This is a genomic window from Rhodococcus sp. OK302 (assembly GCF_002245895.1).
Taxonomy (GTDB): Bacteria; Actinomycetota; Actinomycetes; order Mycobacteriales; family Mycobacteriaceae; genus Rhodococcus_F.
Window position 1 is genome coordinate 30,026 of record NZ_NPJZ01000001.1, and the last position, 23,309, is coordinate 53,334.

Annotated in this window: 21 protein-coding genes; 15 read left to right on the forward strand and 6 right to left on the reverse strand. The window is 61.7% G+C overall.

The window, feature by feature from the left end; genetic code table 11:
- Positions 1-33: 33 nt before the first annotated feature.
- Positions 34-867: a glycosyltransferase family 92 protein gene (locus BDB13_RS00140; protein ID WP_094269865.1), complete on the forward strand. Its 834-nt coding sequence runs from the start codon at positions 34-36 to the stop codon at positions 865-867.
- 127 nt (positions 868-994) lie between these two features.
- Here the strand turns inward: BDB13_RS00140 and BDB13_RS32010 are convergent, their stop codons facing one another.
- On the reverse strand, positions 995-1,138 hold the full coding sequence (locus BDB13_RS32010; RefSeq protein ID WP_169632996.1) for a hypothetical protein: 144 nt from the start codon (positions 1,136-1,138) through the stop codon (positions 995-997).
- A gap of 205 nt (positions 1,139-1,343) precedes the next feature.
- On the opposite strand from BDB13_RS32010, the gene BDB13_RS00145 reads away from it, so the two are divergent.
- Both BDB13_RS00145 and BDB13_RS00155 read left to right on the forward strand, forming a co-directional pair.
- Positions 1,344-2,105, forward strand: a complete 762-nt coding sequence (locus BDB13_RS00145; RefSeq protein WP_094269866.1) for an SDR family NAD(P)-dependent oxidoreductase — start codon at positions 1,344-1,346, stop codon at positions 2,103-2,105.
- Positions 2,106-2,477: 372 nt separating this feature from the next.
- Positions 2,478-3,422 carry an alpha/beta fold hydrolase gene (locus BDB13_RS00155; protein WP_094269868.1) on the forward strand — a complete coding sequence of 315 codons (945 nt, stop codon included), beginning with the start codon at positions 2,478-2,480 and terminating at the stop codon, positions 3,420-3,422.
- Here the strand turns inward: BDB13_RS00155 and BDB13_RS00160 are convergent.
- A complete protein-coding gene (locus BDB13_RS00160; RefSeq protein ID WP_094269869.1) occupies positions 3,412-4,422 on the reverse strand; it encodes an Lrp/AsnC family transcriptional regulator in 1,011 nt (336 codons plus the stop codon). The two genes, BDB13_RS00155 and BDB13_RS00160, sit on opposite strands and share 11 nt — an antisense overlap.
- A 70-nt stretch (positions 4,423-4,492) precedes the next feature.
- Between BDB13_RS00160 and BDB13_RS00165 the strand changes: the two genes are divergently transcribed.
- From BDB13_RS00165 to BDB13_RS00175, 3 genes are all read left to right on the forward strand, one after another.
- Positions 4,493-5,638 carry a M20 family metallopeptidase gene (locus tag BDB13_RS00165; RefSeq protein WP_094269870.1) on the forward strand — a complete coding sequence of 382 codons (1,146 nt, stop codon included), beginning with the start codon at positions 4,493-4,495 and terminating at the stop codon, positions 5,636-5,638.
- A 96-nt stretch (positions 5,639-5,734) separates the two neighbouring features.
- Positions 5,735-6,508 (forward strand): VOC family protein, encoded by a 774-nt coding sequence (locus BDB13_RS00170; RefSeq protein WP_094269871.1) that lies wholly within the window; start codon positions 5,735-5,737, stop codon positions 6,506-6,508.
- Positions 6,509-6,626: 118 nt separating this feature from the next.
- Complete coding sequence (locus BDB13_RS00175) at positions 6,627-7,781, forward strand: alkaline phosphatase family protein (RefSeq protein WP_094269872.1); 1,155 nt, start codon at positions 6,627-6,629, stop codon at positions 7,779-7,781.
- Positions 7,782-7,846: 65 nt separating this feature from the next.
- Here BDB13_RS00175 and BDB13_RS00180 read toward each other — a convergent pair whose 3' ends face one another.
- Positions 7,847-8,875, reverse strand: a complete 1,029-nt coding sequence (locus BDB13_RS00180) for a beta-ketoacyl-ACP synthase III (RefSeq protein ID WP_094269873.1) — start codon at positions 8,873-8,875, stop codon at positions 7,847-7,849.
- A 414-nt stretch (positions 8,876-9,289) separates the two neighbouring features.
- On the opposite strand from BDB13_RS00180, the gene BDB13_RS00185 reads away from it, so the two are divergent.
- From BDB13_RS00185 to BDB13_RS00215, 7 genes are all read left to right on the forward strand, one after another.
- Positions 9,290-9,898, forward strand: coding sequence for a class I SAM-dependent methyltransferase (locus BDB13_RS00185; RefSeq protein ID WP_094274554.1), 609 nt, complete (start codon positions 9,290-9,292; stop codon positions 9,896-9,898).
- Between the two features lie 101 nt (positions 9,899-9,999).
- Positions 10,000-11,835, forward strand: a complete 1,836-nt coding sequence (locus BDB13_RS00190; protein ID WP_094274555.1) for an acyl-CoA dehydrogenase — start codon at positions 10,000-10,002, stop codon at positions 11,833-11,835.
- Positions 11,836-12,014: 179 nt separating this feature from the next.
- The gene (locus BDB13_RS00195; protein WP_254922646.1) at positions 12,015-12,701 is read left to right on the forward strand and encodes an ATP-binding cassette domain-containing protein; all 687 of its coding nucleotides are present in this window, start codon (positions 12,015-12,017) and stop codon (positions 12,699-12,701) included.
- 5 nt (positions 12,702-12,706) lie between these two features.
- Positions 12,707-14,719: a YhgE/Pip domain-containing protein gene (locus BDB13_RS00200; RefSeq protein WP_094269874.1), complete on the forward strand. Its 2,013-nt coding sequence runs from the start codon at positions 12,707-12,709 to the stop codon at positions 14,717-14,719.
- Between the two features lie 97 nt (positions 14,720-14,816).
- The gene (locus BDB13_RS00205; protein WP_094269875.1) at positions 14,817-15,044 is read left to right on the forward strand and encodes a helix-turn-helix transcriptional regulator; all 228 of its coding nucleotides are present in this window, start codon (positions 14,817-14,819) and stop codon (positions 15,042-15,044) included.
- Positions 15,045-15,049: 5 nt separating this feature from the next.
- A complete protein-coding gene (locus BDB13_RS00210; RefSeq protein ID WP_206041308.1) occupies positions 15,050-15,529 on the forward strand; it encodes a hypothetical protein in 480 nt (159 codons plus the stop codon).
- Positions 15,530-15,617: 88 nt separating this feature from the next.
- Entirely contained in the window at positions 15,618-16,601 is a 984-nt protein-coding gene (locus BDB13_RS00215; RefSeq protein WP_176459487.1) for an LLM class F420-dependent oxidoreductase, read from the forward strand.
- Between the two features lie 7 nt (positions 16,602-16,608).
- Here the strand turns inward: BDB13_RS00215 and BDB13_RS00220 are convergent, their stop codons facing one another.
- Both BDB13_RS00220 and BDB13_RS00225 read right to left on the reverse strand, forming a co-directional pair.
- Positions 16,609-18,621, reverse strand: a complete 2,013-nt coding sequence (locus BDB13_RS00220) for a VanW family protein (protein WP_254922647.1) — start codon at positions 18,619-18,621, stop codon at positions 16,609-16,611.
- A 281-nt stretch (positions 18,622-18,902) separates the two neighbouring features.
- The gene (locus BDB13_RS00225) at positions 18,903-20,267 is read right to left on the reverse strand and encodes an acetyl-CoA C-acetyltransferase (RefSeq protein WP_094269877.1); all 1,365 of its coding nucleotides are present in this window, start codon (positions 20,265-20,267) and stop codon (positions 18,903-18,905) included.
- Between the two features lie 131 nt (positions 20,268-20,398).
- On the opposite strand from BDB13_RS00225, the gene BDB13_RS00230 reads away from it, so the two are divergent.
- Both BDB13_RS00230 and BDB13_RS00235 read left to right on the forward strand, forming a co-directional pair.
- Positions 20,399-21,745, forward strand: coding sequence for a 3-oxoacyl-ACP reductase (locus tag BDB13_RS00230; RefSeq protein WP_094269878.1), 1,347 nt, complete (start codon positions 20,399-20,401; stop codon positions 21,743-21,745).
- A complete protein-coding gene (locus tag BDB13_RS00235; protein ID WP_176459684.1) occupies positions 21,745-22,608 on the forward strand; it encodes a MaoC/PaaZ C-terminal domain-containing protein in 864 nt (287 codons plus the stop codon). Before BDB13_RS00230 ends, BDB13_RS00235 begins: the two co-directional genes overlap by 1 nt.
- 91 nt (positions 22,609-22,699) lie before the next feature.
- Here BDB13_RS00235 and BDB13_RS00240 read toward each other — a convergent pair whose 3' ends face one another.
- Positions 22,700-23,299, reverse strand: a complete 600-nt coding sequence (locus tag BDB13_RS00240) for a TetR/AcrR family transcriptional regulator (protein WP_094269880.1) — start codon at positions 23,297-23,299, stop codon at positions 22,700-22,702.
- Between the last annotated feature and the right edge of the window lie 10 nt (positions 23,300-23,309).

Genomic DNA, 23,309 nt, shown 5'->3' on the forward strand with positions numbered 1-23,309 from the left:
GGTTCACGTGGCCGCCGGCACTATCGTGTTCGAATGACCGCGGATCCGATCACCACTCCGGCAGGAAAACGCACAGTAGTCGCCGTACTACTCCCCCGGGAACATCTCCCCTTCATCCGCGACTGGTGCTTGCACCACATCAAACAGGGCTGGGAAATTGCGCTCTATGACAACACCGGGTCGGTCGGATCAACTCGGCGAACCAGCGCCTTCAGTCTCAATCGTTGGCATGGCCGCAACGAGGACAAGCGCGGCAATTCCTATGGCAAATTTACGGAGACGCTGACCGACCGCGAAGTTCAAGAAGCCTTGCGCGACGAACTAAGGGACTTACCGGTCACCATCTTCGAGTGGCAACCGCGCGACCGCGAGGGCCGCATCGTGCACGGCCAAGTCGAGGCCTACGTCGACTACATCACCAAATTCCGCGACACCGTCACGTGGACAGCTTTCATCGACGCCGACGAATACCTGCAGTGCGCACCGGGATTGGACTGGGACGACCTACTGCACCGAGCAGCGGAACAGGAGTGCCATCGTGTCCTCCTCGACGCATTGGCCTACGAATCGCGTTGGACACCGAGCGGACGGCCACGGGAGCTTCAGAGGCTGAAATGCATTGGACTTCAGACGAATGGTTGCAAAAACATAATCAAGCTGCGTGAGGCCTCGCGGGCCGATGTCCACTGGCTCTGGAAGACCACCGAACCCGACACCTTGATACGGCCGGATCGAGCTCTCTATTCGTTCCACCATTACCGAGGCAATGGCGCGGCGCTCGATTTCACCCCGAGAGTCAACTACGGGCCGCAGTCGCACGACGACAGCCTGGAAGTTCCCCGACCTACGGACAGCAGATCGAAGTGAATGTTTCTGCCAGACACAGATATTCGCGGTCTTGATAGACCTCCGGCCCGCATCCTCAGCAAGTGAATGCGAGAACGCGGGCCGGAAGAACTACTGAACGCGAAAGCGAGTCAGAAGCCAGAACCAGTTATGCAGAGCCCGTACCGGCGTTAACCAGTCCCGCGATTCCGATAATGGCGCCAATGCCGCCGATAAGGCCTGCGATGGGCGAAGCGAACTTCGCCAGGTCGCCGAGCAACTTCATCGTGGGTGCGTCAATGCTGCCAACCATGTCTATCTCCTCATCATGGAATGTGTGCGCGTGCCTCGCGCCGGGTATGTAACGGCGCTCACATTATCTGTAAGACACCCATTTTTAAAAATGGTTCCACTGAGTGGGATGGAAATCACATCCCGCCCAACAGGACGCTGAAACAGATACTTCACGTAGCGGACAACCATTTGGCAACCATTAAATGACGAGCAGGAGAACAGCAATGGGCAAATTGGACAAGAAGGTGGCGCTCGTCACAGGCGCCGGCCAAGGGGTCGGACAGGGTGTCGCATTTGCCCTGGCCAAGGAAGGTGCGTCCATTGCCGTCGTCGGACGCACTGAGTCGAAACTCGTCGACACCTGCAAAGAAATCGCTGATCGTGGAGGCCGCGCCGAGGCCGTACTCGCCGATATCAGCGACGGCGAGTCCATTACCGCAGCGGTGGCACGAACCATCGAACTGTTCGGCGGAATTGACATTCTGGTCAATAACGCCAGCCTCAACCCTCTCGGGAACATTCTGGACTTGACTCCTGAACGTTTGTCCGAGGGCCTCGAATCCGGCCCGGTGGCAACGCTGCGCACGATGCAGGCGTGCTATCCGTCGATGAAGGCTCGCGGAGGCGGCTCGATCATCAACATGGTCAGCTCCGTAGCTGTCCGGTGGGACGCCAGCGGCTACGGCGGCTACGCAGCCGTCAAAGAGAGCGTCCGAGCACTCACTCGCGCCGCAGCCTGCGAATGGGGCGTCGACGGCATCCGAGTCAACGCTGTCGCGCCACACGCATCCTCGCCCGCACTGCAGCGATGGGCAGATGCCCGCCCGGAAGAAGCTGCAGAGTTCGTGGCAGGTATTCCCCTGCGCCGCGTCGGCGATTGCGAAACGGATATCGGCGTCGCGGTGGCATTTCTGGTCGGACCCGATGCCGGCTACCTGACCGGTGCCACCATTCCACTCGACGGCGGACAGTCACGCTGGGGCTGAGAGGGGCTCGGTGGGAATGCGTGTGTGCGGACCTGGGCCTATTGCCGGTTCAGGTCCGTTCCATCGCTGCGTTCACCTAACAAAGTCCTGTCCTCCGCCGTTGATCGGCGGAAAACAAAAGCCACCAATGCGGACGACAGGCCCAGGGCAGCCAGAATGATTAGTCCGACCATCCACCACATGGTCTCCAGTATGCCTGAACTCTCAACTATTTCGGCACGCGTCGACCTTTCAACCGGAGAATCCGGACAACTGCGAAACATTCTCTGCCGCAGTTCAACTGACCCTTTTTGTCCCCTAATTCCGAACCCGCCACGTGATCGAGGGCACATCATGCTCACCGATCAGTGCGATTCCGTGCATCCTTGAGGGATGGAATCTCCTCGTACCCTTCTCGAATCAGTCGGTAGCTCACTCAGCGCGCCCTGGGGTGGAACCAGCAATATCGCTGATCTCGACGGAGACGTTCACTGGGTCGATTTCGGCGGACCCGCAGATGCCACACCGATCGTGTTGGTCCACGGACTCGGTGGTTCGCATCTGAATTGGGTGCAGGTAGCCCCACTGCTCGCGCAGCACACACGCGTCTACGCCCTGGATCTGGCAGGTTTCGGACTTACTCAGGCCAACGGCCGCCACACGGGCATTCCCGCCAATACCGCGCTGCTGAACGCGTTTATCGACACGGTTGTGGGAAGACCGGTGATCCTGTTCGGTAATTCGATGGGTGGGATGGTGTCGGCGCTCGCCACGCACGCGCGACCCGATTCGGTCGCCGGACTGGTGCTGGTCGACCCCGCACTGCCGCTACCGATTCGAATCCCGGATCCGGTAGTGGCAGCACAGTTCCTCGTCTACTCGCTGCCATACCTCGGCGAACAAGCACTAAGACTAGGCCGACGCGCGATGACGGATCAGGAACTGTCCGAACAGATGACAAACCTCTGCTTCTCCGATCCCACCCGAGCCGATACCGAGGTCCTGGCCGCCGGCGCCGCACTGTCGACGATCCGGCGTAACTTTCCCGGTCAGGATTCGGAGTTCCTGCAAGCCGCACGGTCTTTGCTCACCACCCTGGCGCGCCCTCGCGAATACCGAAAAGCGCTGCGCAACATCACAGTTCCCACTCTCCTGATACACGGAGAGCGTGACCGCCTGGTATCCGTTGCAGCAGCACACTGCGCCGCCGCATCCCATCCGCATTGGACCACGATCATTCTCGGCGATACCGGGCACACCCCTCAGCTCGAGGTGCCGGACGAGTTCAACCGTCATGCGCTGGCCTGGCTTTCGCACACGGATCTGATCAAGAACTGACGCGCACCGGAATCACAGCTACCGAACGCCCGTCCCGATCAAGCAAGTGCCCCATCAGTTTCGGCGTATCCAAGACAATGCGTCGATCGACGACGCGCATCGTCGGCGCCCGCGCGGACACTTCCGATTCGAGCACCGCAATATCGGACAGCGATCGGAACCAACCCGAGAAAAACAGGTTTTCCGGGCCGGCCACTGTGGCCACAAGGCGAATCTCCGGTAGTACCCGCAAGATTCGTGCTGCATTGTCGACGTCCCGCACCGGACATTGTGCGAAGAACAGCACCCGAATCGGCCTTCCGGTTGCGAATCTTGCGAGTTCGCAACGCAACAGGGTGTGATGCGAGAGTGCCTTACCGAGCCGTCGACGTGCGGCTGTGACACTGATTCCGAGTTCGTATGCCAATTCTGTGAACGAGATGCGCGGCACCCGGCCGAGGACATCGATCACGGCAGCAGTATTCGAATCCAGCGGATTCCGGCGACCCAACGGGGGTGGGACCACCCCGGATTCACGCAACGTCCGAACACCTGCCGGTTCGAGAGTTCCCAGCCGCCAACGACTTCCCTCGGTGAACACCCTGGTGACAGGATGCACCCCGATGTCGATAACCCCATCGAGCAGATGGATTTCGTCGAGCACGTACCGAGCCAACGCGTCGAGGCCGGCAAACAGTGCCTCGGCCACTACGGAGGAGCCTCCGGAATGAACGTTCAGACTCATCACGTGAGGCTGCGCCGACAGATGCGCGACGATGTTCGCCCTCTTCCGAGGTTCACACCGGATATCGAGGAAAGCCAGCACTGACGCTGCGTCGGCGGCCGGATACGCAGCAATCCACGCTGCGCCGGAGTCGGTCAACGCTTTCCATCGACGCGCGGCCGTAACCGGATCAACCCCGACGACGCTACCGATCAACGCCCACGAGGCACGCGGTTGGACCTGCATGGCATGGACGATTCGCAGATCGATCTCGTCCAGGTGTGTCGATTCCTGCATAGATCAGTAAATTACGGCATGAATGCTGCATTGTGCGTCGCCGATCCCATTGAGAACGCACCCTCGAAGAATGACCACGAAGGAACGCGCTGCCAAGCATCTCGACACCATTTCCGACGCCGCCCTCGCACTGAGCCACCAGATCCACGAAGACCCCGAACTCGCGTTTGCCGAGCACAATGCGTCGGCCGCCGTCGCTGACATGCTCGAAGGTGCCGGCTTCAGCGTCGAACGCGGTGTCGCCGGACTGCCGACCGCACTCAGCGCTACCTACGGCACCGGCGAACTGGTGATCGGACTGTTTGCCGAGTACGACGCGTTACCCGACATCGGACATGCGTGCGGCCACAACATCATTGCGTCGGCAGCGGTGACGGCGGGCCTCCTCCTCGCACCGTTGGCCGACGAATTGGGCATCACCGTGGCTGTCTTCGGCACTCCGGCGGAAGAAGGTGGCGGCGGCAAGGTAGTGATGCTCGACGAGGGCATCTTCGATTCACTGCACTGCGCCATGATGGTTCATCCCGGTGCCGGCGATCTGCGATCACCCAACATGCTTGCCATCTCGCACCTCGACGTCCAGTACACGGGCGTGTCCTCGCACGCGTCCTTCGCTGTGGGAGCCGTCAATGCCGCCGACGCCTTCACCGTCGCGCAGGTGGGCATCGGTCTACTGCGGCAACATCTTCCGAAGGACGTTCAGGTGCACGGCTACGTCAGTAACGCCGGAATCGCGCCAAATGTCATTCCCGGCAGTTCGCACGGAGAATACGCGGTTCGAGCCGAAACCCTCGACGGTGTTATCGCTGCCAAACCCAAAGTGGAACAGTGCTTTACCGCCGGTGCGATTGCTACTGGCTGCGATATCGCGATGACGTCGCCGTCGCCCGCTTACGCAGAATCACGTTGGGACGCGCAATTGAGCGTTCTGTACCAGGAGAACGTCGAAGCGCTCGGTCGTACGTTCTTCGAGTACGGTGGCCCGGCCGCGGGTTCCACGGACATGGGCAACGTCTCGCATCGCATCCCGACGATCCACCCCATCATCGGGATCGAATGCAACGGCGCCGGCAATCACCAAGCGGAGTTCACTCCGTACTGCCGATCCGAAACCGGAGACAAGGCCGTCCTGGACGGCGCTTTGGGAATGGCCTGGACTGCCATCGACTGTGCGAGCGATTCCGATCTCCGTGCCCGCCTTCTGCGGCGTCCCTGACAACCGAGAATGTGTCGGCGGTCACGCGTAGGTTGGAGCCGTGCCATCAGTTCCCCAGGCACCGACCAGTTACATCTGCAGGAGGAGAGTTTTCAGATGCCCGCACGCACCCCGCTCGACGGAGCACCCTGTTGGATCGACCTCACCAGTTCCGACACCGCCGTCGCCAAGAACTTCTACGCCAACGTGTTCGGCTGGCAGGCCGACACTAATGACGATCCGCAGTACGGCGGATACTCCATCTTCAGTAAGGACGGTCAGCCCATCGCCGGCCTCGGTCCGCAGCAAGAAGGAAATCCCTACGGCAACGTCTGGACCACGTACCTCTCCTCCCCCGACGCGGCTGCATCCGCAGCCAAAGCCGAAGCGGCCGGCGGCATGATCATGATGCCGTCGATGCAGGTCGGCCCGCAGGGCAGCATGGCAATCGTCGGAGATCCCGCCGGCGCTGTCATCGGCATCTGGCAGGCAGACCAGCATCAGGGATTCGGACTGGTCGGCGAAGCCGATGTACCGGTGTGGCACGAGACCATGTCCAAGAACTACGGCGCCGTATTGCCGTTCTACTCGGACGTGTTCGGCTGGGAGTTCCAGGCGATGGGCGACACCGACGAGTTCCGCTATTCGCAGGCCAAGCTGGGCGAGACCGCCGTTGCCGGGATCATGGACGCCAGTTCATTCCTGCCCGCCGAGGTGCCGTCGTTCTGGCAGGTGTATTTCGGGGCAGATGACACCGATGCCACCGTCGCCAAGATCGTCGAGTTCGGTGGCAGCGTCCTGCGGGCTCCGGAGGACACCCCGTTCGGCCGCCTCGCATCCGTCGCAGATCCCTTGGGCGCGACCTTCCAGATATCGACAATCATGGAATGAATATTCGCCGACGGAAGGCACCTGAACTGCTGCTCAAGTGCCGTCCGTCGGCTCCCATCAGCTGAACGCTCGCCCAGAAGGTGTGCAGTTTTGGCCTTCCAACGCCTAATCTCATGGAATGCCCGTCCCCGCACCTCTCCTCGATGTGTACTCGCAGCCAACTCTGTCGACCCTTGCGCCGTCAGTTCTCGCGTCACTGGGGGTAAACGGCGAAGCCAATCGACTGAACCTGCCACCCAGCAAACGAACAGTGATTCTGCTGGTAGATGGCATGGGGGCAAACTTGCTCACACGCAACGTGGAGCATGCTCCGTATCTGAACTCACTGGTCGGCTCCCCCATTCGCGCCGGCTTTCCCACCACAACAGCCACCAGCATCGTGTCCTTGGGAACAGGCCTACCGTCGGGCGCGCACGGAATCACCGGCTACCAGTCATACGTCGAAGAAGCCGATTCGGTGTTCAACTGGCTCGGCTGGCACCCCAGCGGCAAGAAGGATTCGTACGCCGATTCGATAGTTCCCGAGATCCTCCAACCTCAGCCCACCACTTTCGATCGGGCGCAGGCTGCCGGTATCACGGCCACCACGGTTGTCCCGTCCAAGTTCGACGGCAGCGGACTCACCCGCGCCGGTATGCGCGGAGCTAATTTTGCCGGCATCCAGGCGTACGGTGATCTCCTCGCCCACACGGTTGCAGCGTCGAAATCCGCCGAGCGCACGTTCACTTACTGCTACGTCAGTGAGATCGACGCCCTCGGGCATGTGTACGGACCCGAATCCGAGCCGTGGCTTCATCAACTCGCGCTGGTCGATCGTCTTGTTGAACAACTGGCCACCGCACTCGGACCGGATGTGACGCTGATCGTGACCGCCGACCACGGGATGGTCGAGATCGCCGATGCCAACAAGATCGACTACGACGACTCGGCGATTCTGTCCGAGGACGTCGTGGCTCTCGCCGGCGAACCGCGGTGCCGGCACATCCACACCCGCGACGGCGCAGCACCCGACGTGGCCGAGCGGTGGCGCGCCGAACTCGGCGACCGGATGTGGATCGGCACCAGAGCCGAGGGCATAGTGGCCGGATTGTTCGGACCCTCAGTGCATTCCGCCTACCAAGGGCGAATCGGCGATGTGATCGCCATCGCCACCGACGACATCGCGGTGGTTCGCCGAACAGTGGAATCGGGCCTGTCCGGCCTACCCGGCCAGCACGGCGCACTCACGTCGGACGAACTGATGGTTCCATTGCTCTCGTCACAACCGCACTAGGTCGACCGGTAACGAGCGAGGGCCCACGAACGTGAAAAGTTCGCGGGCCCTCGTATCGGGAAAGATCAGACTGCGGCAGCTGTTCCCAGCGGCGGCAGGATGACTACCTGACCGGCATAGGACAGACCGGCACCGAAGCCCAACAGCAGAGCCTTGTCACCCGGCTTGGCCTGGCCGTCACGGAGCATCTGCTCCATCGCCAGCGGGACCGAAGCAGCGGACGTGTTACCCGTCTCGACGATGTCGTCGGAGATCGGGAAGCCCTCGGGCAGCTTCATGCTGCGGGCGATGACATCGTTGATGCGCTGGTTGGCCTGATGCGGTACAAAAGCGTCGATGTCTTCGATCGACAAACCGGACTTTTCGAGGGTGCGAGTGGCAACCTTGCCCATTTCGAAGGCAGCCCAACGGAATACGGATGTTCCGGCCATTTTGATCCACGGGCGAGCGCCGACGGGATTGGCGACGAAATCAAGCCAACTCGGCTCCTGCTTGATGGCGTCGGACTGACTTCCGTCCGAACCCCACTCGACGGGACCAACACCGACGGTATCGCTCACACCGACGATGACTGCGCCGGCGCCGTCACCGAAGATGAAGCGCACGCTGCGGTCCGTAGGCTCGGTGGTGTCACTCATGCGGTCAACGCCGACAACAAGTGCGTAATCGGCGGTTCCGCCACGGATCAGATCGCTTGCCACGCCGAGAGCGGTACTGAATCCGGCACAACCAGCAGCCAGGTCGAAGGCAGCCGGGCCTTTCATACCGAGTTCGTGGGCAATTACGGATGCGGCCTGCGGCGTCTGCAGCTCGTATGTCGAGGTGGCGATAATGACAACGCCGACCTGTTCGGGCGAGATACCGCTGGCAGCCAATGCACCACGTGCTGCATTGAGAGACATCGCGACGACGCTTTCACCTTCACCGGCGAAACGGCGCGACTTGATGCCGGTACGAGTCTGAATCCACTCGTCGGTGGAATCGATCGTCTCGCAGATCTCGTCGTTGGTCACAACCCGCTCGGGGCGGTGAACGCCGAGCCCGAGGAGGACGGACTGCCGACCTCCGGCCACACTGGCAATCGGCTTTCCCATTGATCGATCTCCTCGTTGTTTCTGGTGATGACTCGTATCCGACATCACACGTTACGTAGCGGACGCAGGCCCTCGCCTCTCAGGTCACCGTTCGATCACGACAACAACATGAGGCTGGCTCACATTACGCTCCAGTTAGGTCATTCGTCCAGATGCAGTCTCACTCCCGCAATATGAGCTGGAACTGCAGGAACACGAAAACGCCCGACACCGGAAGTCGACAGGCCGAGTTTGCGAATAAATTTCCTATGCGCTTGATCACAATAGAGCCACTAGTTGCGCGTTTTGCACGATTTACCGATTTCCCAAGCACTCCACCATCAATCCCCACACCTCCGGCTCTCGTGAGCCGGAGTGCGAATGAAGCCGCCGGACGGAGCGCCCGAGAACGCAATGGCACTAGCGTTCTCAGTCATGGACGCCGCCGCCTGGGACAAGAAATACGAACAAACGGAACTCGCCCGGGGCGTTCCTCCCAACGAACTTCTGGTGGAATACGCGACAGCCCTCCCCTACGGCCAGGCTCTGGACCTGGCATGCGGCGAGGGCCGCAATGCGTTGTGGCTGGCAACGCGCGGCTGGGCGGTGACAGGCATCGACTTCTCACCCGTTGCGATCGAGAAGGCACGGGCGATCGCGGCCCGATCACCACGCTCGGTAGTGGAGCGACTCGACTACCGATGCGGTGATGTCAGAACCGTCGAGTACGGCTCCGGATACGACCTCGCGCTCGTTCTCTACCTCCATCTCCCCGCCCCGGAGCTCATTTCGGTTGTGAACCGTGCCATAAATTCCCTGAAACCTGATGGAATCCTCATGATTTTGGGTCACGACCGAAGCAACGTCGACTACGGCGTCGGCGGACCACAAAATACCGAAATCCTTTATACCCCAGAGGATTTGATGGAAGAATTCGGCCCGAGACTGAAGTTCGAGATCGCCGGAAATCCTCACCGACACACCGAAACGGGAATCGCGATCGACGCTCTTGTCATCGGCCGAAAATTAGATGTTGGCAGTTGAAAGAACGACTAGTAACATGTATTAAGTTACCGACGAGTAATAAACTTCGGGCGGTACTAGGAGTGCTGGACCGCACCACCTCACTGGGAGAAGCAGAAGACATGGGCCATTACAAGAGCAACGTTCGAGACCTCGAGTTCAACCTCTTCGAGGTACTCGGACTTGAAAAGCTACTGGGCGAAGGCGCTTGGAGCGATCTGGATGCCGACACCGTCCGCAACATGCTGGCCGAGGTCGCACGTCTGGCCGAGGGACCCCTTGGCGAGGCATTTGCCGACGCCGACCGCAACCCGCCTGTCTTCGACCCCGAGACCCACGAGGCGACTCTGCCCGAGTCGTTCAAGAAGTCCTTCAAAGCCATGTGGGACGCCGAATGGTTCCGCATGGGGCTGAGTGAAGAGATCGGCGGCGTACCCGTCCCTCGCACGGTCGTCTGGGCCATCGGAGAAATGATGCTCGGCGCACAGCCTGCAGCCTTCATGTACCAGGCAGGCCCCTCCTTCGCTGACGTGATGTTCAACAACGGCACCGAAGAGCAGAAGAAGTGGGCAGCCACCGCTGTCGAACGCGGATGGGGCGCCACCATGGTCCTCACCGAGCCCGACGCCGGCTCCGACGTCGGCGCCGGCCGCACCAAGGCCATCGCGCAGGACGACGGCTCCTGGCACATCGAGGGTGTGAAGCGCTTCATCACCTCCGCAACCTCGGACGACCTGTTCGAGAACATCTTCCACCTTGTTCTCGCTCGCCCCGAAGGCGCCGGACCGGGCACCAAGGGCCTGAGCCTGTTCTTCGTCCCGAAGACGCATTTCGACTTCGAGACCGACACACTCGGCGAGCGCAACGGCGTCTTCGTCACCAACGTCGAGCACAAGATGGGCCTCAAAGCGTCCACCACCTGTGAGCTCACCTTCGGTGGCCACGGAATCCCCGCACAGGGCTGGCTGGTCGGCGACGTCCACAACGGCATCGCGCAGATGTTCGACGTCATCGAGCACGCTCGAATGATGGTGGGCACCAAGGCGATCTCCACACTCTCCACCGGTTACCTCAATGCTCTCGACTACGCCAAGCAGCGCGTCCAGGGTGCCGATCTCACCCAGATGAGCAACAAGGCCGCACCGCGCGTCACCATCACGCACCACCCCGACGTGCGTCGCAGCCTCGCAATGCAGAAGGCATACGCCGAAGGTCTGCGCGCTGTATACCTCTACACCGCAGCGCACCAGGACGAGGTTGTCGCCCAGCACGTTTCGGGCGCTGACAAGGACACCGCGTTCCGCGTCAACGACCTGTTGCTCCCCATCGTCAAGGGCGTCGGCTCCGAGCGTGCGTACCAGTACCTGACGGACAGCCTGCAGACCCTCGGCGGCTCCGGCTTCCTGCAGGACTACCCGATCGAGCAGTACATCCGCGACTCCAAGATCGACTCGCTGTACGAAGGCACCACCGCCATCCAGGCGCAGGACTTCTTCTTCCGCAAGATCGCCCGTGACCGCGGCGTCGCACTCGCTCACGTTGCCGGACAGGTCAAGACCTTCATCGACAGCGAAGCCGGCAACGGCCGTCTCAAGGCGGAGCGCGCACTGCTCGCCACCGCCCTCGAAGATGTCCAGGCCATGGCTGCCACGCTCACCGGGTTCCTCATGGGTGCCCAGGAACAGCCGTCCGAGCTGTACAAGGTCGGCCTCGGCTCCGTGCGCTTCCTGATGTCCGTGGGCGACCTGATCATCGGTTGGCAGCTGCTTCGCCAGTCGGAGGTTGCGCTCGCAGCTCTCGACAACGGAGCATCCGACAAGGACAAGGCGTTCTACGAGGGCAAGGTCGCCATCGCGTCCTTCTTCGCCAAGAACGTCCTGCCTGAGCTCACCGCGTCACGCGAGATCATCGCGAACACGGACAACGACATCATGGAGATCGACGAAGCTGCGTTCTGAGTTTCTGCAGAACAGGTCCGGCCGCTGAGGGTTCCCCTTAGCGGCCGGACCTGTTCTGCGTCCTGATCGTGAAGGATTTCGCTCGCTGAGCGAGTGAAATCCTTCACGATCGGCGCGTGTCCCGCTGATTGTGGTTGGCTGAACCGAAGTTGCCGAATCCGACAGACGAGGTGAACGCTGTGACCGCTCCCGGCTTGGCATTAGTGGCACGAGACTTGACGCTGGACGGCCCCTGGGGCCCGGTGTTCGGTCCGATCAATCTCGATATCGGAGCGGGCGGAGTCACTGTCGTCGAAGGCTCGAGCGGATCCGGACGCACCTCACTGCTCCTTGCACTCAGCGGCAGGTTGAAGCCAAGTTCCGGTTCGCTCAACGTATTCGGACGCACCCGCCCTCGTGACATCTTCAAGATCTGCTCCATCGCCGGTTTCGAGGGCATCGACGAACTGGCGGAATCCGTCACCGTTCGCGACCTCATCACCGAGCAGATCCGTTGGGACGCACCCTGGTACAAGCTGATGGGCCGCGCCGGCAAGCCGGAACTCTCCGCAGTGTGCGCTCCGGTGTTCGGTGATCACCCCTTGCCTCGACTCGGCCAGTACGTCAGCGACCTCGGCGAACTCGAAGCCACCCTGCTGCGCATCGCCGTCGCGAACACCAAGAAGCCGGCGGTACTCGTCATCGATGACCTCGAACAGGTCCGGCGCGATTCCGAGCGCGCCTATCTGCTGGAACGCCTCGCCGATCTAGGGCAACACCAGACCATCGTCTGCTCAACCGTGAACCCCCTTCCCGACGGATCACCCGCCGAATCCGTCACGCTGCTCGACGATGTCACCAATCCCGAACAAGAAGGGGCGAGGTAACCGCGATGCTCGCAGGAATGTCACTCGGAACCGAACTCAAGCGGTTCTCCCGGGGAGCCATGCCCCGAATCGCACTCGTCACCATCATCCTGATGCCGCTTCTCTACGGCGCAATGTACTTGTGGGCGTTCTGGAATCCGTTCGGTGAGGTCAACAAGGTCCCGGTCGCCTTGGTAAACATCGACCGCGGCGCCATGGTCCAAGGGCAGAAACTCAACGCCGGCGACCAGGTAAGCCAGGCGCTCCTGGACTCCGGCGAACTCGACCTACACCTCGTCTCCCCTACGGAAGCAGCACAAGGCGTTTCGGACGGCACCTTCTACTTCTCTCTGACCCTGCCCGAGAACTTCAGCGAAGCCGTAGCGTCTCCCACTTCCGCCAATCCGCATAAAGCCCAGTTGCAGTTCGCATTCAACGACGTGAACAACTATCTCGGCACCATCATCGGCCAAAATGCTGCCCAGCAGATCCTCAATCAGGTAGGCGCCACGATCGGCGCCCAGTCAGTCGAAACGGTGCTTCTCGGACTCACCGACGCCGGTGCCGGGTTGAAACAGGCCGCCGACGGAGCCCAGCAACTCTCGACCGGAATGACGACGGCCAATGACGGGGCAGGCCAACTTGCCAGTGGCTCGAAGACTTTGGCCGACAACATGGTTACCGCCAGAGACGGCGCCGCCACCCTGGCCGGTGGCACTGCTCAACTCTCAGCAGGGATTGACACTGCCACCGGCGGAATCCTCGCCCTGACAGATGGATTGGGCCAGCTCAATCTCGGTGCCGGCCAACTGGGCGACGGTGCAACACAACTCAGTGGTGGTGTCACCCAAGTTGTCGATCAGCTCAGCGTTCTGGGCAACACACAAGCTCAGGCGACCCAGCTGGTCAACCAAGCGGTGGCCACCCTACGAATGAACCCCGATCCCCTTTCCCAACAGATCGCCAATGCCCTGGCTCCCGCGCAAGACATCCTCCGCAACCAAGGGTTCGGCGAAGCCACGATGGGTCAACTGGCCGAACTCAAAGGTGGCGCACAACAACTCGCCTACCAACTCGGCGATCCGTCGAGCACCTTCCGCGCCGGTTTGAACGCCGCAGTGGGCGGCGGCGGAGAACTACGCAACGGGCTCGTCCAACTCCGCGACGGTGGCCGAGAGGTCAATGCCGGAGCTCAAACTCTCAGCAGCGGCCTGGTTCAACTCACCGACGGCAGCATCGAACTCTCTGCCGGCGCAGCCACACTCGCAGGCGGCACCCAACAATTGCAGGCCGGTTCCGCCGAACTGGCAAGCAAGCTGACCGAAGGCGCCGGACAGATCCCCAATTGGACCGATCAGCAGCGAACCGCCACAGCCCAAACACTCTCCAGCCCCGTCGAATTGCAGGAAACCTACGAAAACCGAGCCAGCACATTCGGTACGGGGTTTGCCCCGTTCTTCCTACCTCTCGCACTCTTCGTCGGCGGCATCATCACCTGGATGCTCCTCAAACCGCTGCAGAACCGGCCCATCGCCAACGGGTTGGGCGCGCTGCGCGTTGTCCTCTCGTCGTACTGGCCGGCACTGTTGATCGGCATCTGCCAGGTGCTCGTCATGTACTTGGTCGTGCACTTCGGGGTGGGCCTGCACCCCACCCACACGGCGGGTACCGTCGGCTTCCTGATCTTGATCACTGCCACCTATATGGCCTTGATCCAAGCATTCAACGCGATCTTCGGGGTGTCCGTCGGACGCGTCGTCACCCTGGCATTCCTGATGCTGCAACTGGTTTCGGCGGGCGGCATCTATCCCGTGGAAACAACCGCAAAACCGTTCCAGATAATCCACCCATTCGACCCGATGACCTACGCCGTCAACGGATTGCGGCAACTCACCGTCGGCGGCATCGACTCGAGACTCTGGGTGTCAATAGCGGTACTCAGCGGACTGCTGGTTGCGTCCCTGGCAGTCAGTTCCCTTGCCGCTCGGCGTAATCGACAGTGGACGATGGACCGGTTGCACCCGCCGATCGAGGTTTAAGGGTTCCGATTGTGAAGGATTTTGTCCGCTCAGCGAGCGAAATCCTTCACGATCAGGCCGCCTTGACAAAAAATGACAAGTAAACTTTACTTTTCCCATGCCTGGGAAAGCCGGAGACAACCGAGTTCGTGAGCACCGACGCCTTGTCGGACTCACACAGGCGCAGCTAGCCACGGCCGGGCAGGTGAGTCGGCAGAGCATCGTCTCCGTCGAACGTGGCGACTACGCACCCAGCGTCTACCTGGCACTACGCCTGGCCTCAGCACTGGGCACAACTGTCGAAACACTCTTTCCGCTACCGGAACATGTCGAGGAGTCAGCGTGAGCACCATGATGAAGGCAATGCGATTCGTCGGAGATTTGGATGACGACTTCTACCAGGACGAACACCAACGCGACGTGTGGAACGAAGCGTCCGCAGTGGGGCTGCAAGGTGTCTTCTGGGCTGTTTTTGTGAGCTCAGCGATTCTCCCCTGGGTTGCCGGCCAGACCGGAGCCTGGATTTCACTGGCACTGTTGATCACTGCACTATTCGGCTCGGTGCTCACGATCGTCTACGCAATCGGTCGCGACGTCGACGCATACTTGCTGTCCAACTACAAGCGCCCGCGAGTCGTGCTCAGCATGGCCCTTTATCTTCTCGCCGTAGTGGGAATTATGGTGCAACTGAAGTTCGATACCTTCCAGGAATCGTCCACCTGGCTCGGCGCACTAGCCGGTGGCCTCGTCGGCGCTGGTATGGCGATCGCGGCCGTCAAGCATCGCCAGCAGCGCAGCAAACGACGCGACGAGGCCGAGGAAGTCCTCTGAGCTCACCTCGAAGTTCGGGCGGGACAACAGAATCCATAGAGTTGGTAAAGTCGTGCCAGGTCACGGGATCGCGAGTACCGTCGAACCGGTGAGCACACGCCTCGGATACCAGATGCCCAATTTCAGCTACGGCGGATCGGTCAAGGACCTGTTTCCCACCGTCATAGCGCAGGCCCGCGAAGCCGAAGCCGCAGGTTTCGACACCGCCTTCGTCATGGATCACTTCTACCAACTCCCCGGAATCGGTGCCCCCGACGCCCCGATGCTCGAGGCCTACTCGGCCCTCTCCGCATTGGCCACGGCTACCGACACGATTCAGCTGTCCGCGCTGGTCACGGGCAATACCTACCGAAACCCGCCGATGCTCGCAAAAACCGTCACCACTCTCGACGTGGTGAGCGGCGGGCGCGCCATTCTCGGCATCGGCGCGGGCTGGTTCGAACTCGAGCACAACTCCTTCGGCTACGAATTCGGCACCTTCACCGAACGCTTCCAGAAACTCGACGAAGCTCTCCAGATCATTCAACCGATGCTCCGCGGACAACGCCCCACTTTCGACGGCAAGTGGTACCACGTCAAAGACGCCATCAACGAGCCACGAGTGCGCGACGACCTCCCGATCATGCTCGGCGGCGGCGGTGAGAAGAAGACCTTCGGTTTGGCTGCGCGGTTCGCTGACCACCTCAACATCATTTGTGATCCGTCGGAACTGCCTCGCAAGATGGAAGCCCTCGCGGCCCGATGCGACGAGGTGGGACGCGACCGCGCCACCCTCGAAACCAGCTTCCTGACCTTCATGATGATCGACGAGGACGGCGACAAGGCCCGCGCGCAGCAGGCCGCATTCATGGCCGAGCGCGGACTCGACATCACGACCGCGCCGGCGGACGTAGTCGCGAAGGCCACCGAACGCCACTTCGTCGGCAGCCCCGACGACGTTGCCGAGCAGGTTCAGACGCGCATCCTCGACCACGGCATCGACGGCGTCGTCATCAACCTCATCACCAATGGCGACGAGCCGGGCATCGTGGACCTCGCGGGCCGCACGCTCGGACCGCTAGTGGGCAAGTAGCAGTTTCCTACTCGCACTTCACGATCGGAACCGGATCGTATTTGACGGTGCGAGTGTTTCGGGAAATCTCTGCGCCGGTGGCGTGATCGGTGATCACACGGGTATCGCTCGTCGTGAAGCCGGGCGCGCCACTGGACGGCACACACCCCGGCCCCTTGGGCAACACCACGGTGTTCGGTGAAGTGGGTGACGTACGCGGACCGGTAATCGACTCCACGTCGACGGTTTTGGTTCCCCAGATCCGAACCGTCACTTGCGAAGACGTCGTGATGGTTTCGATCATCACACCGGTCTTCGAAGGATTGCGGAACTGCAGATCGATGGCTCCGTCGAAGATCGTCGCCTCACGCGCCGCCGGGTACCGCGAGATGTAGTAGCTGTGCTCGGTATGGGCGATATCGTCCATCCCGGCAAAATAGGTGGCGTTGTAGAGCGTCGTCGCCAGCTGGCTGATACCGCCGCCGACTGCCTTGTCCGGGCGACCGTTGTTGATGATGCCCGATTCCACATATCCCTGTGCTGCTCCGCGCGGACCCGTGAACTCGTTGAACGAGAACGTGTCTCCCGGCTTGACTATCGCGCCGTTGATGACCGATGCCGCCAGAGCGATGTTCACACCGGACGCGTATTCGAAGCCTCCAGTGGTGTATTCACTGATCACTTCCTTGATACCGAGACCCTCTGCAGCCTCGGTGGTGAGAGCCGGCGGAACCGCACCGTACACCGCCGGAGTTGCCCGAGAAGCTGTGCTGCTCAGGAGAACCGGAAGGTCCTTGACGGTTTCGGGCCAGTTGATCAGGTCACCGACAACTCCGGGGACAACGGTCGGCTTCCCGCCCGCGAGAGTGATCGATGCATCCTTGGGCTGAACTTCCGTCGACACCAGCTGCGGCGCCAGGATCTTGATCGCCGCGTCCGTGTTGTACTGCGGCGTCAATCCTCCCGAACCGTCGGGAGTGAACGACAGGATCTCGCCGATCTGCTCGACGCCGATACTCGCTTCCTTGCCGTCGCGCCCATTGACGACGATCTCGCCGGAGACTGCCGGCTGAGCAACATCTTTGAGGGCGCTGTCAACGCCGGCCTGCGTCACCGTCACCGGAATGTCATCGACCGGCAAGACGACGATACTGCCGTCGGACCATTCCTTCGTGAACGTCGATGCCGCGCCCGGAAGATCGAGTGCACGGCCCACCACGGGCGACACGCCTGATGCCTGACCGTCGGAGATGACAATCGCACCTTCGACCGGAGCCCGGTCACTGTTAGCTGCAACAACAGTCATCGACGCATTCAACGCCGCCTCGTCGACGGTCGAAACAACCGGCACCTCACGCGAGGTGAAGAACGACGTGATCCGAGTGATCGGATTGAGTGGTTGCGCATTCACTCCCGCCAACGTCGCCGACCAGTCCACGTCGATTCCAGCCGACGCCGGGATGATCTGGGAATCGGAACCGTCGGCACTGACCGCGACCGGTTCAACGAGTCGTGGACCGAGCTCAGACCGCAGGACGATCTCGGCATCGGCCGGCGAGAGGTTACCGATATCGATGCCGGCGACCTGAGTTCCCCGGGGCGTATTTCCGGAAGACGTGAACACGTCCAACCCGTAGGCAAGAACACCGATCGCAAAAATTCCGGCAAGGATCAGCGCCGGTTTGACCCAGGGTCGTGAGGGCGCCGTCGGCGTTTCGGGAACGGGCTCAGGATCTCGAACGACCGGCTCGAAGTGCTGTGTCGGGGTGAACTGCTCGGTCGGCTCGAACTGCTGAACATAGGCCGGCACCGCGGGGATGACCGTCGTGATTTCGTTGGCCGATTCGTCCGCTGTGAAATCGGCGGACTCCTCCGCGGCGACATCGGCGACATCGGCGGCATCCGCGGCATCCGCGGCATCCGCGGAGCTAGTCTCGGAACCCCCGGCTGCATTCGGCGAATCTGCCGTTGAGTCAGAGCCTGTTTCAGATCCGTCCACACCGTTTGTTGCTTCGGGTGGCGAACCGTCTGTGTCACTCACTCGTTGACTCCTCGCTGCATCGACCGGGCTGCGGCGCATACCGACAACTGCCTTACAGACTATCTGGACATACGAGAGCCCCGCGCTGCTGCCAGGTCGGGGGTCAGGCAGCAGCACGGGGCTGTCTTGATTATCGGTAGCTATCCGTCAGCGTTACACCCGCGGCAAAAAATATTTGTGAAAGATTTCGAGGATCCGACCACCCCTCGCCGCCGGATCCTCGAAATCTCCTCCAATGGCGATGATCACTGCAGGTGAGCACAGTTTTCAACGCCCAAGCCTTACCGCTCGATGATCGCGGTGACACCCTGTCCGCCGGCTGCGCAGATCGAGATAAGGCCGCGGCCTGAACCCTTCTCCGCGAGCATCTTTGCGAGTGACGCCACAATGCGTCCACCCGTCGCAGCAAACGGATGACCTGCAGCCAACGACGAACCGTTGACGTTGAGTTTGCTGCGATCGATCGAACCGAGAGCGCCGTCGAGACCCAGACGCTCCTTGCAGTACTCGTCCGACTCGAAGGCCTGCAACGTCGCGAGAACAACCGATGCAAATGCTTCGTGAATCTCGTAGTAATCGAAGTCCTGCAGCGTGAGCCCGTTGCGTGCCAGCAAACGCGGGATCGCGTACGTCGGGGCCATCAACAGACCGTCCTTGCCGTGGACGTAATCGACGGCTGCGGTCTCGGAATCGACCAGGTGAGCGAGGACCGGAAGATTGCGTTCCGCAGCCCACTCGTCCGTCGAGAGCAGTACCGCCGACGCACCGTCGGTGAGCGGCGTCGAGTTGCCGGCCGTCATGGTGGCGTCGCCGAGCTTGGTGCCGAATACCGGCTTGAGGGTGGAGAGCTTCTCCACCGTGGAACCGGGACGCAAGTTGTCGTCGCGGGTCAGACCGAGGAACGGCGTGACGAGGTCGTCGAAGAATCCGCGGTCGTAGGCGGCAGCCATGTTCTTGTGGCTGGCGGCGGCCATTTCGTCCTGGTCCTCGCGCTTGACGCCGAATTCCTTGGCGGTGATGGCAGCGTGATCGCCCATCGACTTGCCGGTGCGAGGCTCGCCGTTGCGCGGAATCTCGAGGCCGAGCATGCCCGCGCGGACGTTGCCGAGGAGCTTGATGCGATCGCCCGTCGACTTTGCACGGTTGAGGGAGAGCAGGAACTCACGAGCCTGGTCGTTGACGCCGATGGGGGCGTCCGACGTGGTGTCCGTACCGCCGCCGATACCGGAATCGATGCGGCCCGCCGAAATGGCGTCGCTGACAGCGATGATCGACTGCAAGCCGGTTCCACAGGCCTGCTGGAGGTCGTAGGCCGGCGTGTACGGGCTCAGTGCGCTACCGAGAACCGACTCGCGGATGAGATTGAAATCACGACTGTGCTTGAGAACGGCGCCACCGACGACCAGGCCGAGCTGCTCGTCCTGCAAGTTGAAGCGACTCACCAGGCCGTCGAGCGTAGCGGTGAACATGTCTTGGTTGGACGCCTGCGCGTATGCCCTGTCCGAGCGGGCAAAAGGAATGCGATTGCCACCGACGATGGCGACGCGGCGGCGCTGACCTGCAGACTTGGCAGCGGCGGTGGAAGGCGCGGCGGTTGTGGCGCCAGTCGCGCGGGGCTTTGCGTTTGAACGGGCTTTGCTGGTCACTTGCGTCTCCAAGGATGGTGCGATTACCTGTTGAAGACTATTCTTACTCAGTAGTAAGTTACTTGTCTATCGCCGCGTTCAATTCGAACGCCCGGTGCCCGACATGCCGAAACACAACAGAAGGTAGGACCGTGGCAGCCAGCAAGGGAGCTCCCGACCTCTATTCACAGTTCCTCTCGTCCGCCCCCGGCGCGTTCATCGCGTCGAAGGCCGGCCTTCCCAGGCCCGAGAACCTGCGCCGTTACAAGGCCGGCGAACCCCCGCTCGCCGGACCGATCCTCATCGGCGGCAACGGCCGGCTCGCAGAACCGTTGCGTGTCCTGCTCTCCGACTACCCCGCCGCACAGGCACATGACACCAGCTTCGGCGGACTGGTATTCGACGCCACCGGAATCACACAGGTCACCGAACTCGAGCAGCTGTTCGAGTTCTTCCAGCCCGTGATCCGCAACCTCGCACCGTCCGCTCGCGTCGTCGTCCTCGGCACGACGCCCGAAGAGACGTCCAGCGTCGACGAGCATGTTGCGCAGCGCGCTCTCGAAGGATTCACCCGCAGCGTCGGCAAGGAGATCAAGCGCGGCTCCACTGCTCAGCTCGTCTACGTCTCGGCCAATGCATCCACCGGCCTCTCGGGCGTCGAATCGACTCTGCGCTTTCTTCTTTCGGCCAAGTCGGCATTTGTCGACGGCCAGGTCATCGTCGTCGGAGCGCAAGATTCCGTAGCACCGGCCAACTGGGACAAGCCCCTCGACGGCAAGGTCGCCGTTGTCACCGGAGCAGCCCGCGGCATCGGCGCCACCATCGCCGAGGTTCTGGCCCGCGACGGCGCACATGTGATCTGCGCCGACATTCCCTCTGCGGGAGCAGAACTTTCGGCTACCGCCAACAAAGTCGGCGGCACGTCACTGGCTCTCGACGTCACTGCAGCCGACGCAGCCGAGGTTCTCGCTGCCCATCTGCTCGAGCGTCACGGCGGAGCAGACATCATCGTCCACAACGCCGGCATCACCCGCGACAAGACTCTCGCCAACATGGACGAGGGCCGCTGGAACATGGTCATGAACGTCAATCTCCTTGCACCGCAGAAGATCACCGAACACCTCGTCGAGAAGGGCGCCCTCAAGGAGGGTGGCCGCGTCGTCGACGTGTCCTCCATCGCCGGCATCGCGGGCAACCGCGGCCAGACGAACTACGGCACCTCCAAGGCCGGCGTCATCGGCCTCGTCCACGCCGAAGCCCCTGTCCTGGCAAAGAAGAACATCACCATCAATGCCGTCGCACCGGGCTTCATCGAAACCGCCATGACTGCAGCCATCCCCTTCGCCACCCGCGAAGCCGGTCGCCGCATGAGCTCCCTCCTGCAGGGCGGCCAGACCGTCGACGTCGCCGAGACCGTCGCCTACTTCGCCAGCCCCGCATCCAATGCTGTTACGGCGCAGGTAGTTCGCGTCTGCGGCCAGAGCCTCCTGGGCGCATGATGGCAACCAAAACCGTTGCCCTGACCGAGCAGCCCAAGACCGCCGACATCTACTCCCGAGCTGTACTGGGACTGATGCCGTGGAACAAATCCGGTTCACGCTCGGTACCGTCGACCGTCTACACCCTCACCGGGCTGAAGGTAGACACCGACAACCTGGCTGCGTACTGCCGTGTCACGGGCCTCCGATTCGGCGATACCCTGCCGATCACCTACCCGTTCACGTTGGCATTCCCGACCGTGATGAAGCTGATGGTCTCGAAGGAATTTCCCTTCCCCGCAGTCGGTTCCGTGCACGCCGAGAACGTCATCGAATCATTGCGCCCCATCTCGGTCAGCGAACCGCTGGATCTCTCGGTTCACGCCGAGAATCTGCGCGAGCATCGCAAGGGCCTGCTGATCGACGTCGTCACCGAAATTCGGGTGGGGCGCGAGCTGGTGTGGCGACAGACGTCGTCGTTCCTCAACCAGCAGAAGACCTCACTGTCGGGTGAGGTTCGGCCTGAACCCAAGGCCGACGAGGTTCCACCGATGCCGATGAGCACCATCCGCGTCGACCAGACCATGATCAGCAAATACGCCGCCGTCTCCGGCGACCGCAATCCCATCCACGTTTCATCCTTGGGTGCCAAGGCTTTCGGATTTCCGAAGACCATCGCTCACGGAATGTGGAGCGCCGCAGCACTCTTGCGGACAGTGGAAGGTTCCATTGCCGACAAGGTCACGTACAGCGTGCGCTTCGGCAAGCCAATTCTCTTGCCGGCAACACTGAACGCCTACGCAGATCGCGTCGACGGCGGTTGGGATTTGGCTCTGCGCCACCCGAAGAAGGGCTACCCGCACGTCACTGCGACGCTGCGCTGAGCTGGTTTCCCCCCACTCTGGACCGCGTGAACGTATCGCTTCCCTTATCCAACAAGGGGAGCGATACGTTCACCCGGGAGAGGGGGTGGGACTATTCGGGCTTTTTCTTGCCCGACAGACCGCGCCACGCCAGGGACTCGAGCAGATCCGCCGCCTCGTCCACTTCGATTTCGCCGCCGGCAACACGGTCGGCAACAGCCTCACCGGCCCCGACGAGTGCAATTGCGATGATCCCGTAGTCGTGGGCAGCATCCGGATCCTTGGTGCTGGACTCGAGCAGATGCGCGGTCAGTTCGATCAACCTGTCGCGACTGGACTGCACGGTTCCCGCAAAAGCCTGCTGCCCGACGGCCTGACGGTAGAGCACCATCCACGACTTTCGGTTGGCCCCCACGAATCCGAGGAACCCTTCGAGGGCAGCGCGCAGTTGCTCACGCGGTGTCAGATTGGGTGCACCGGCCGGGGCAAGTGCCTCGAGAAAGCGCAGACCCTCACGGTGGATGCATGCGGCAAAGAGTTCTTCTTTGGAGCCGTAGTACAGGTACAGCATCGGCTTCGAGATCTCAGCTTTGGCTGCAATGGCATCCATCGAGGTTTCGTGGAATCCCCTGTCCGAGAACACGTCCACGGCCGCGTCGAGCATCTGCTGCTCACGCACCGCGCGTGGCAGTCGCTTTGTGCCGCCGGCCATGCTTCCTCCA

Excerpts from the sequence above, each read along its gene's own strand:
- BDB13_RS00140 (WP_094269865.1), top strand. The coding sequence starts at position 34 with ATGACCGCGGATCCGATCACCACTCCGGCAGGAAAACGCACAGTAGTC.
- BDB13_RS32010 (WP_169632996.1), bottom strand. The coding sequence starts at position 1,138 with ATGGTTGGCAGCATTGACGCACCCACGATGAAGTTGCTCGGCGACCTG.
- BDB13_RS00145 (WP_094269866.1), top strand. The coding sequence starts at position 1,344 with ATGGGCAAATTGGACAAGAAGGTGGCGCTCGTCACAGGCGCCGGCCAA.
- BDB13_RS00155 (WP_094269868.1), top strand. The coding sequence starts at position 2,478 with ATGGAATCTCCTCGTACCCTTCTCGAATCAGTCGGTAGCTCACTCAGC.
- BDB13_RS00160 (WP_094269869.1), bottom strand. The coding sequence starts at position 4,422 with ATGCAGGAATCGACACACCTGGACGAGATCGATCTGCGAATCGTCCAT.
- BDB13_RS00165 (WP_094269870.1), top strand. The coding sequence starts at position 4,493 with ATGACCACGAAGGAACGCGCTGCCAAGCATCTCGACACCATTTCCGAC.
- BDB13_RS00170 (WP_094269871.1), top strand. The coding sequence starts at position 5,735 with ATGCCCGCACGCACCCCGCTCGACGGAGCACCCTGTTGGATCGACCTC.
- BDB13_RS00175 (WP_094269872.1), top strand. The coding sequence starts at position 6,627 with ATGCCCGTCCCCGCACCTCTCCTCGATGTGTACTCGCAGCCAACTCTG.
- BDB13_RS00180 (WP_094269873.1), bottom strand. The coding sequence starts at position 8,875 with ATGGGAAAGCCGATTGCCAGTGTGGCCGGAGGTCGGCAGTCCGTCCTC.
- BDB13_RS00185 (WP_094274554.1), top strand. The coding sequence starts at position 9,290 with ATGGACGCCGCCGCCTGGGACAAGAAATACGAACAAACGGAACTCGCC.
- BDB13_RS00190 (WP_094274555.1), top strand. The coding sequence starts at position 10,000 with ATGGGCCATTACAAGAGCAACGTTCGAGACCTCGAGTTCAACCTCTTC.
- BDB13_RS00200 (WP_094269874.1), top strand. The coding sequence starts at position 12,707 with ATGCTCGCAGGAATGTCACTCGGAACCGAACTCAAGCGGTTCTCCCGG.
- BDB13_RS00205 (WP_094269875.1), top strand. The coding sequence starts at position 14,817 with ATGCCTGGGAAAGCCGGAGACAACCGAGTTCGTGAGCACCGACGCCTT.
- BDB13_RS00210 (WP_206041308.1), top strand. The coding sequence starts at position 15,050 with ATGATGAAGGCAATGCGATTCGTCGGAGATTTGGATGACGACTTCTAC.
- BDB13_RS00235 (WP_176459684.1), top strand. The coding sequence starts at position 21,745 with ATGGCAACCAAAACCGTTGCCCTGACCGAGCAGCCCAAGACCGCCGAC.
- BDB13_RS00240 (WP_094269880.1), bottom strand. The coding sequence starts at position 23,299 with ATGGCCGGCGGCACAAAGCGACTGCCACGCGCGGTGCGTGAGCAGCAG.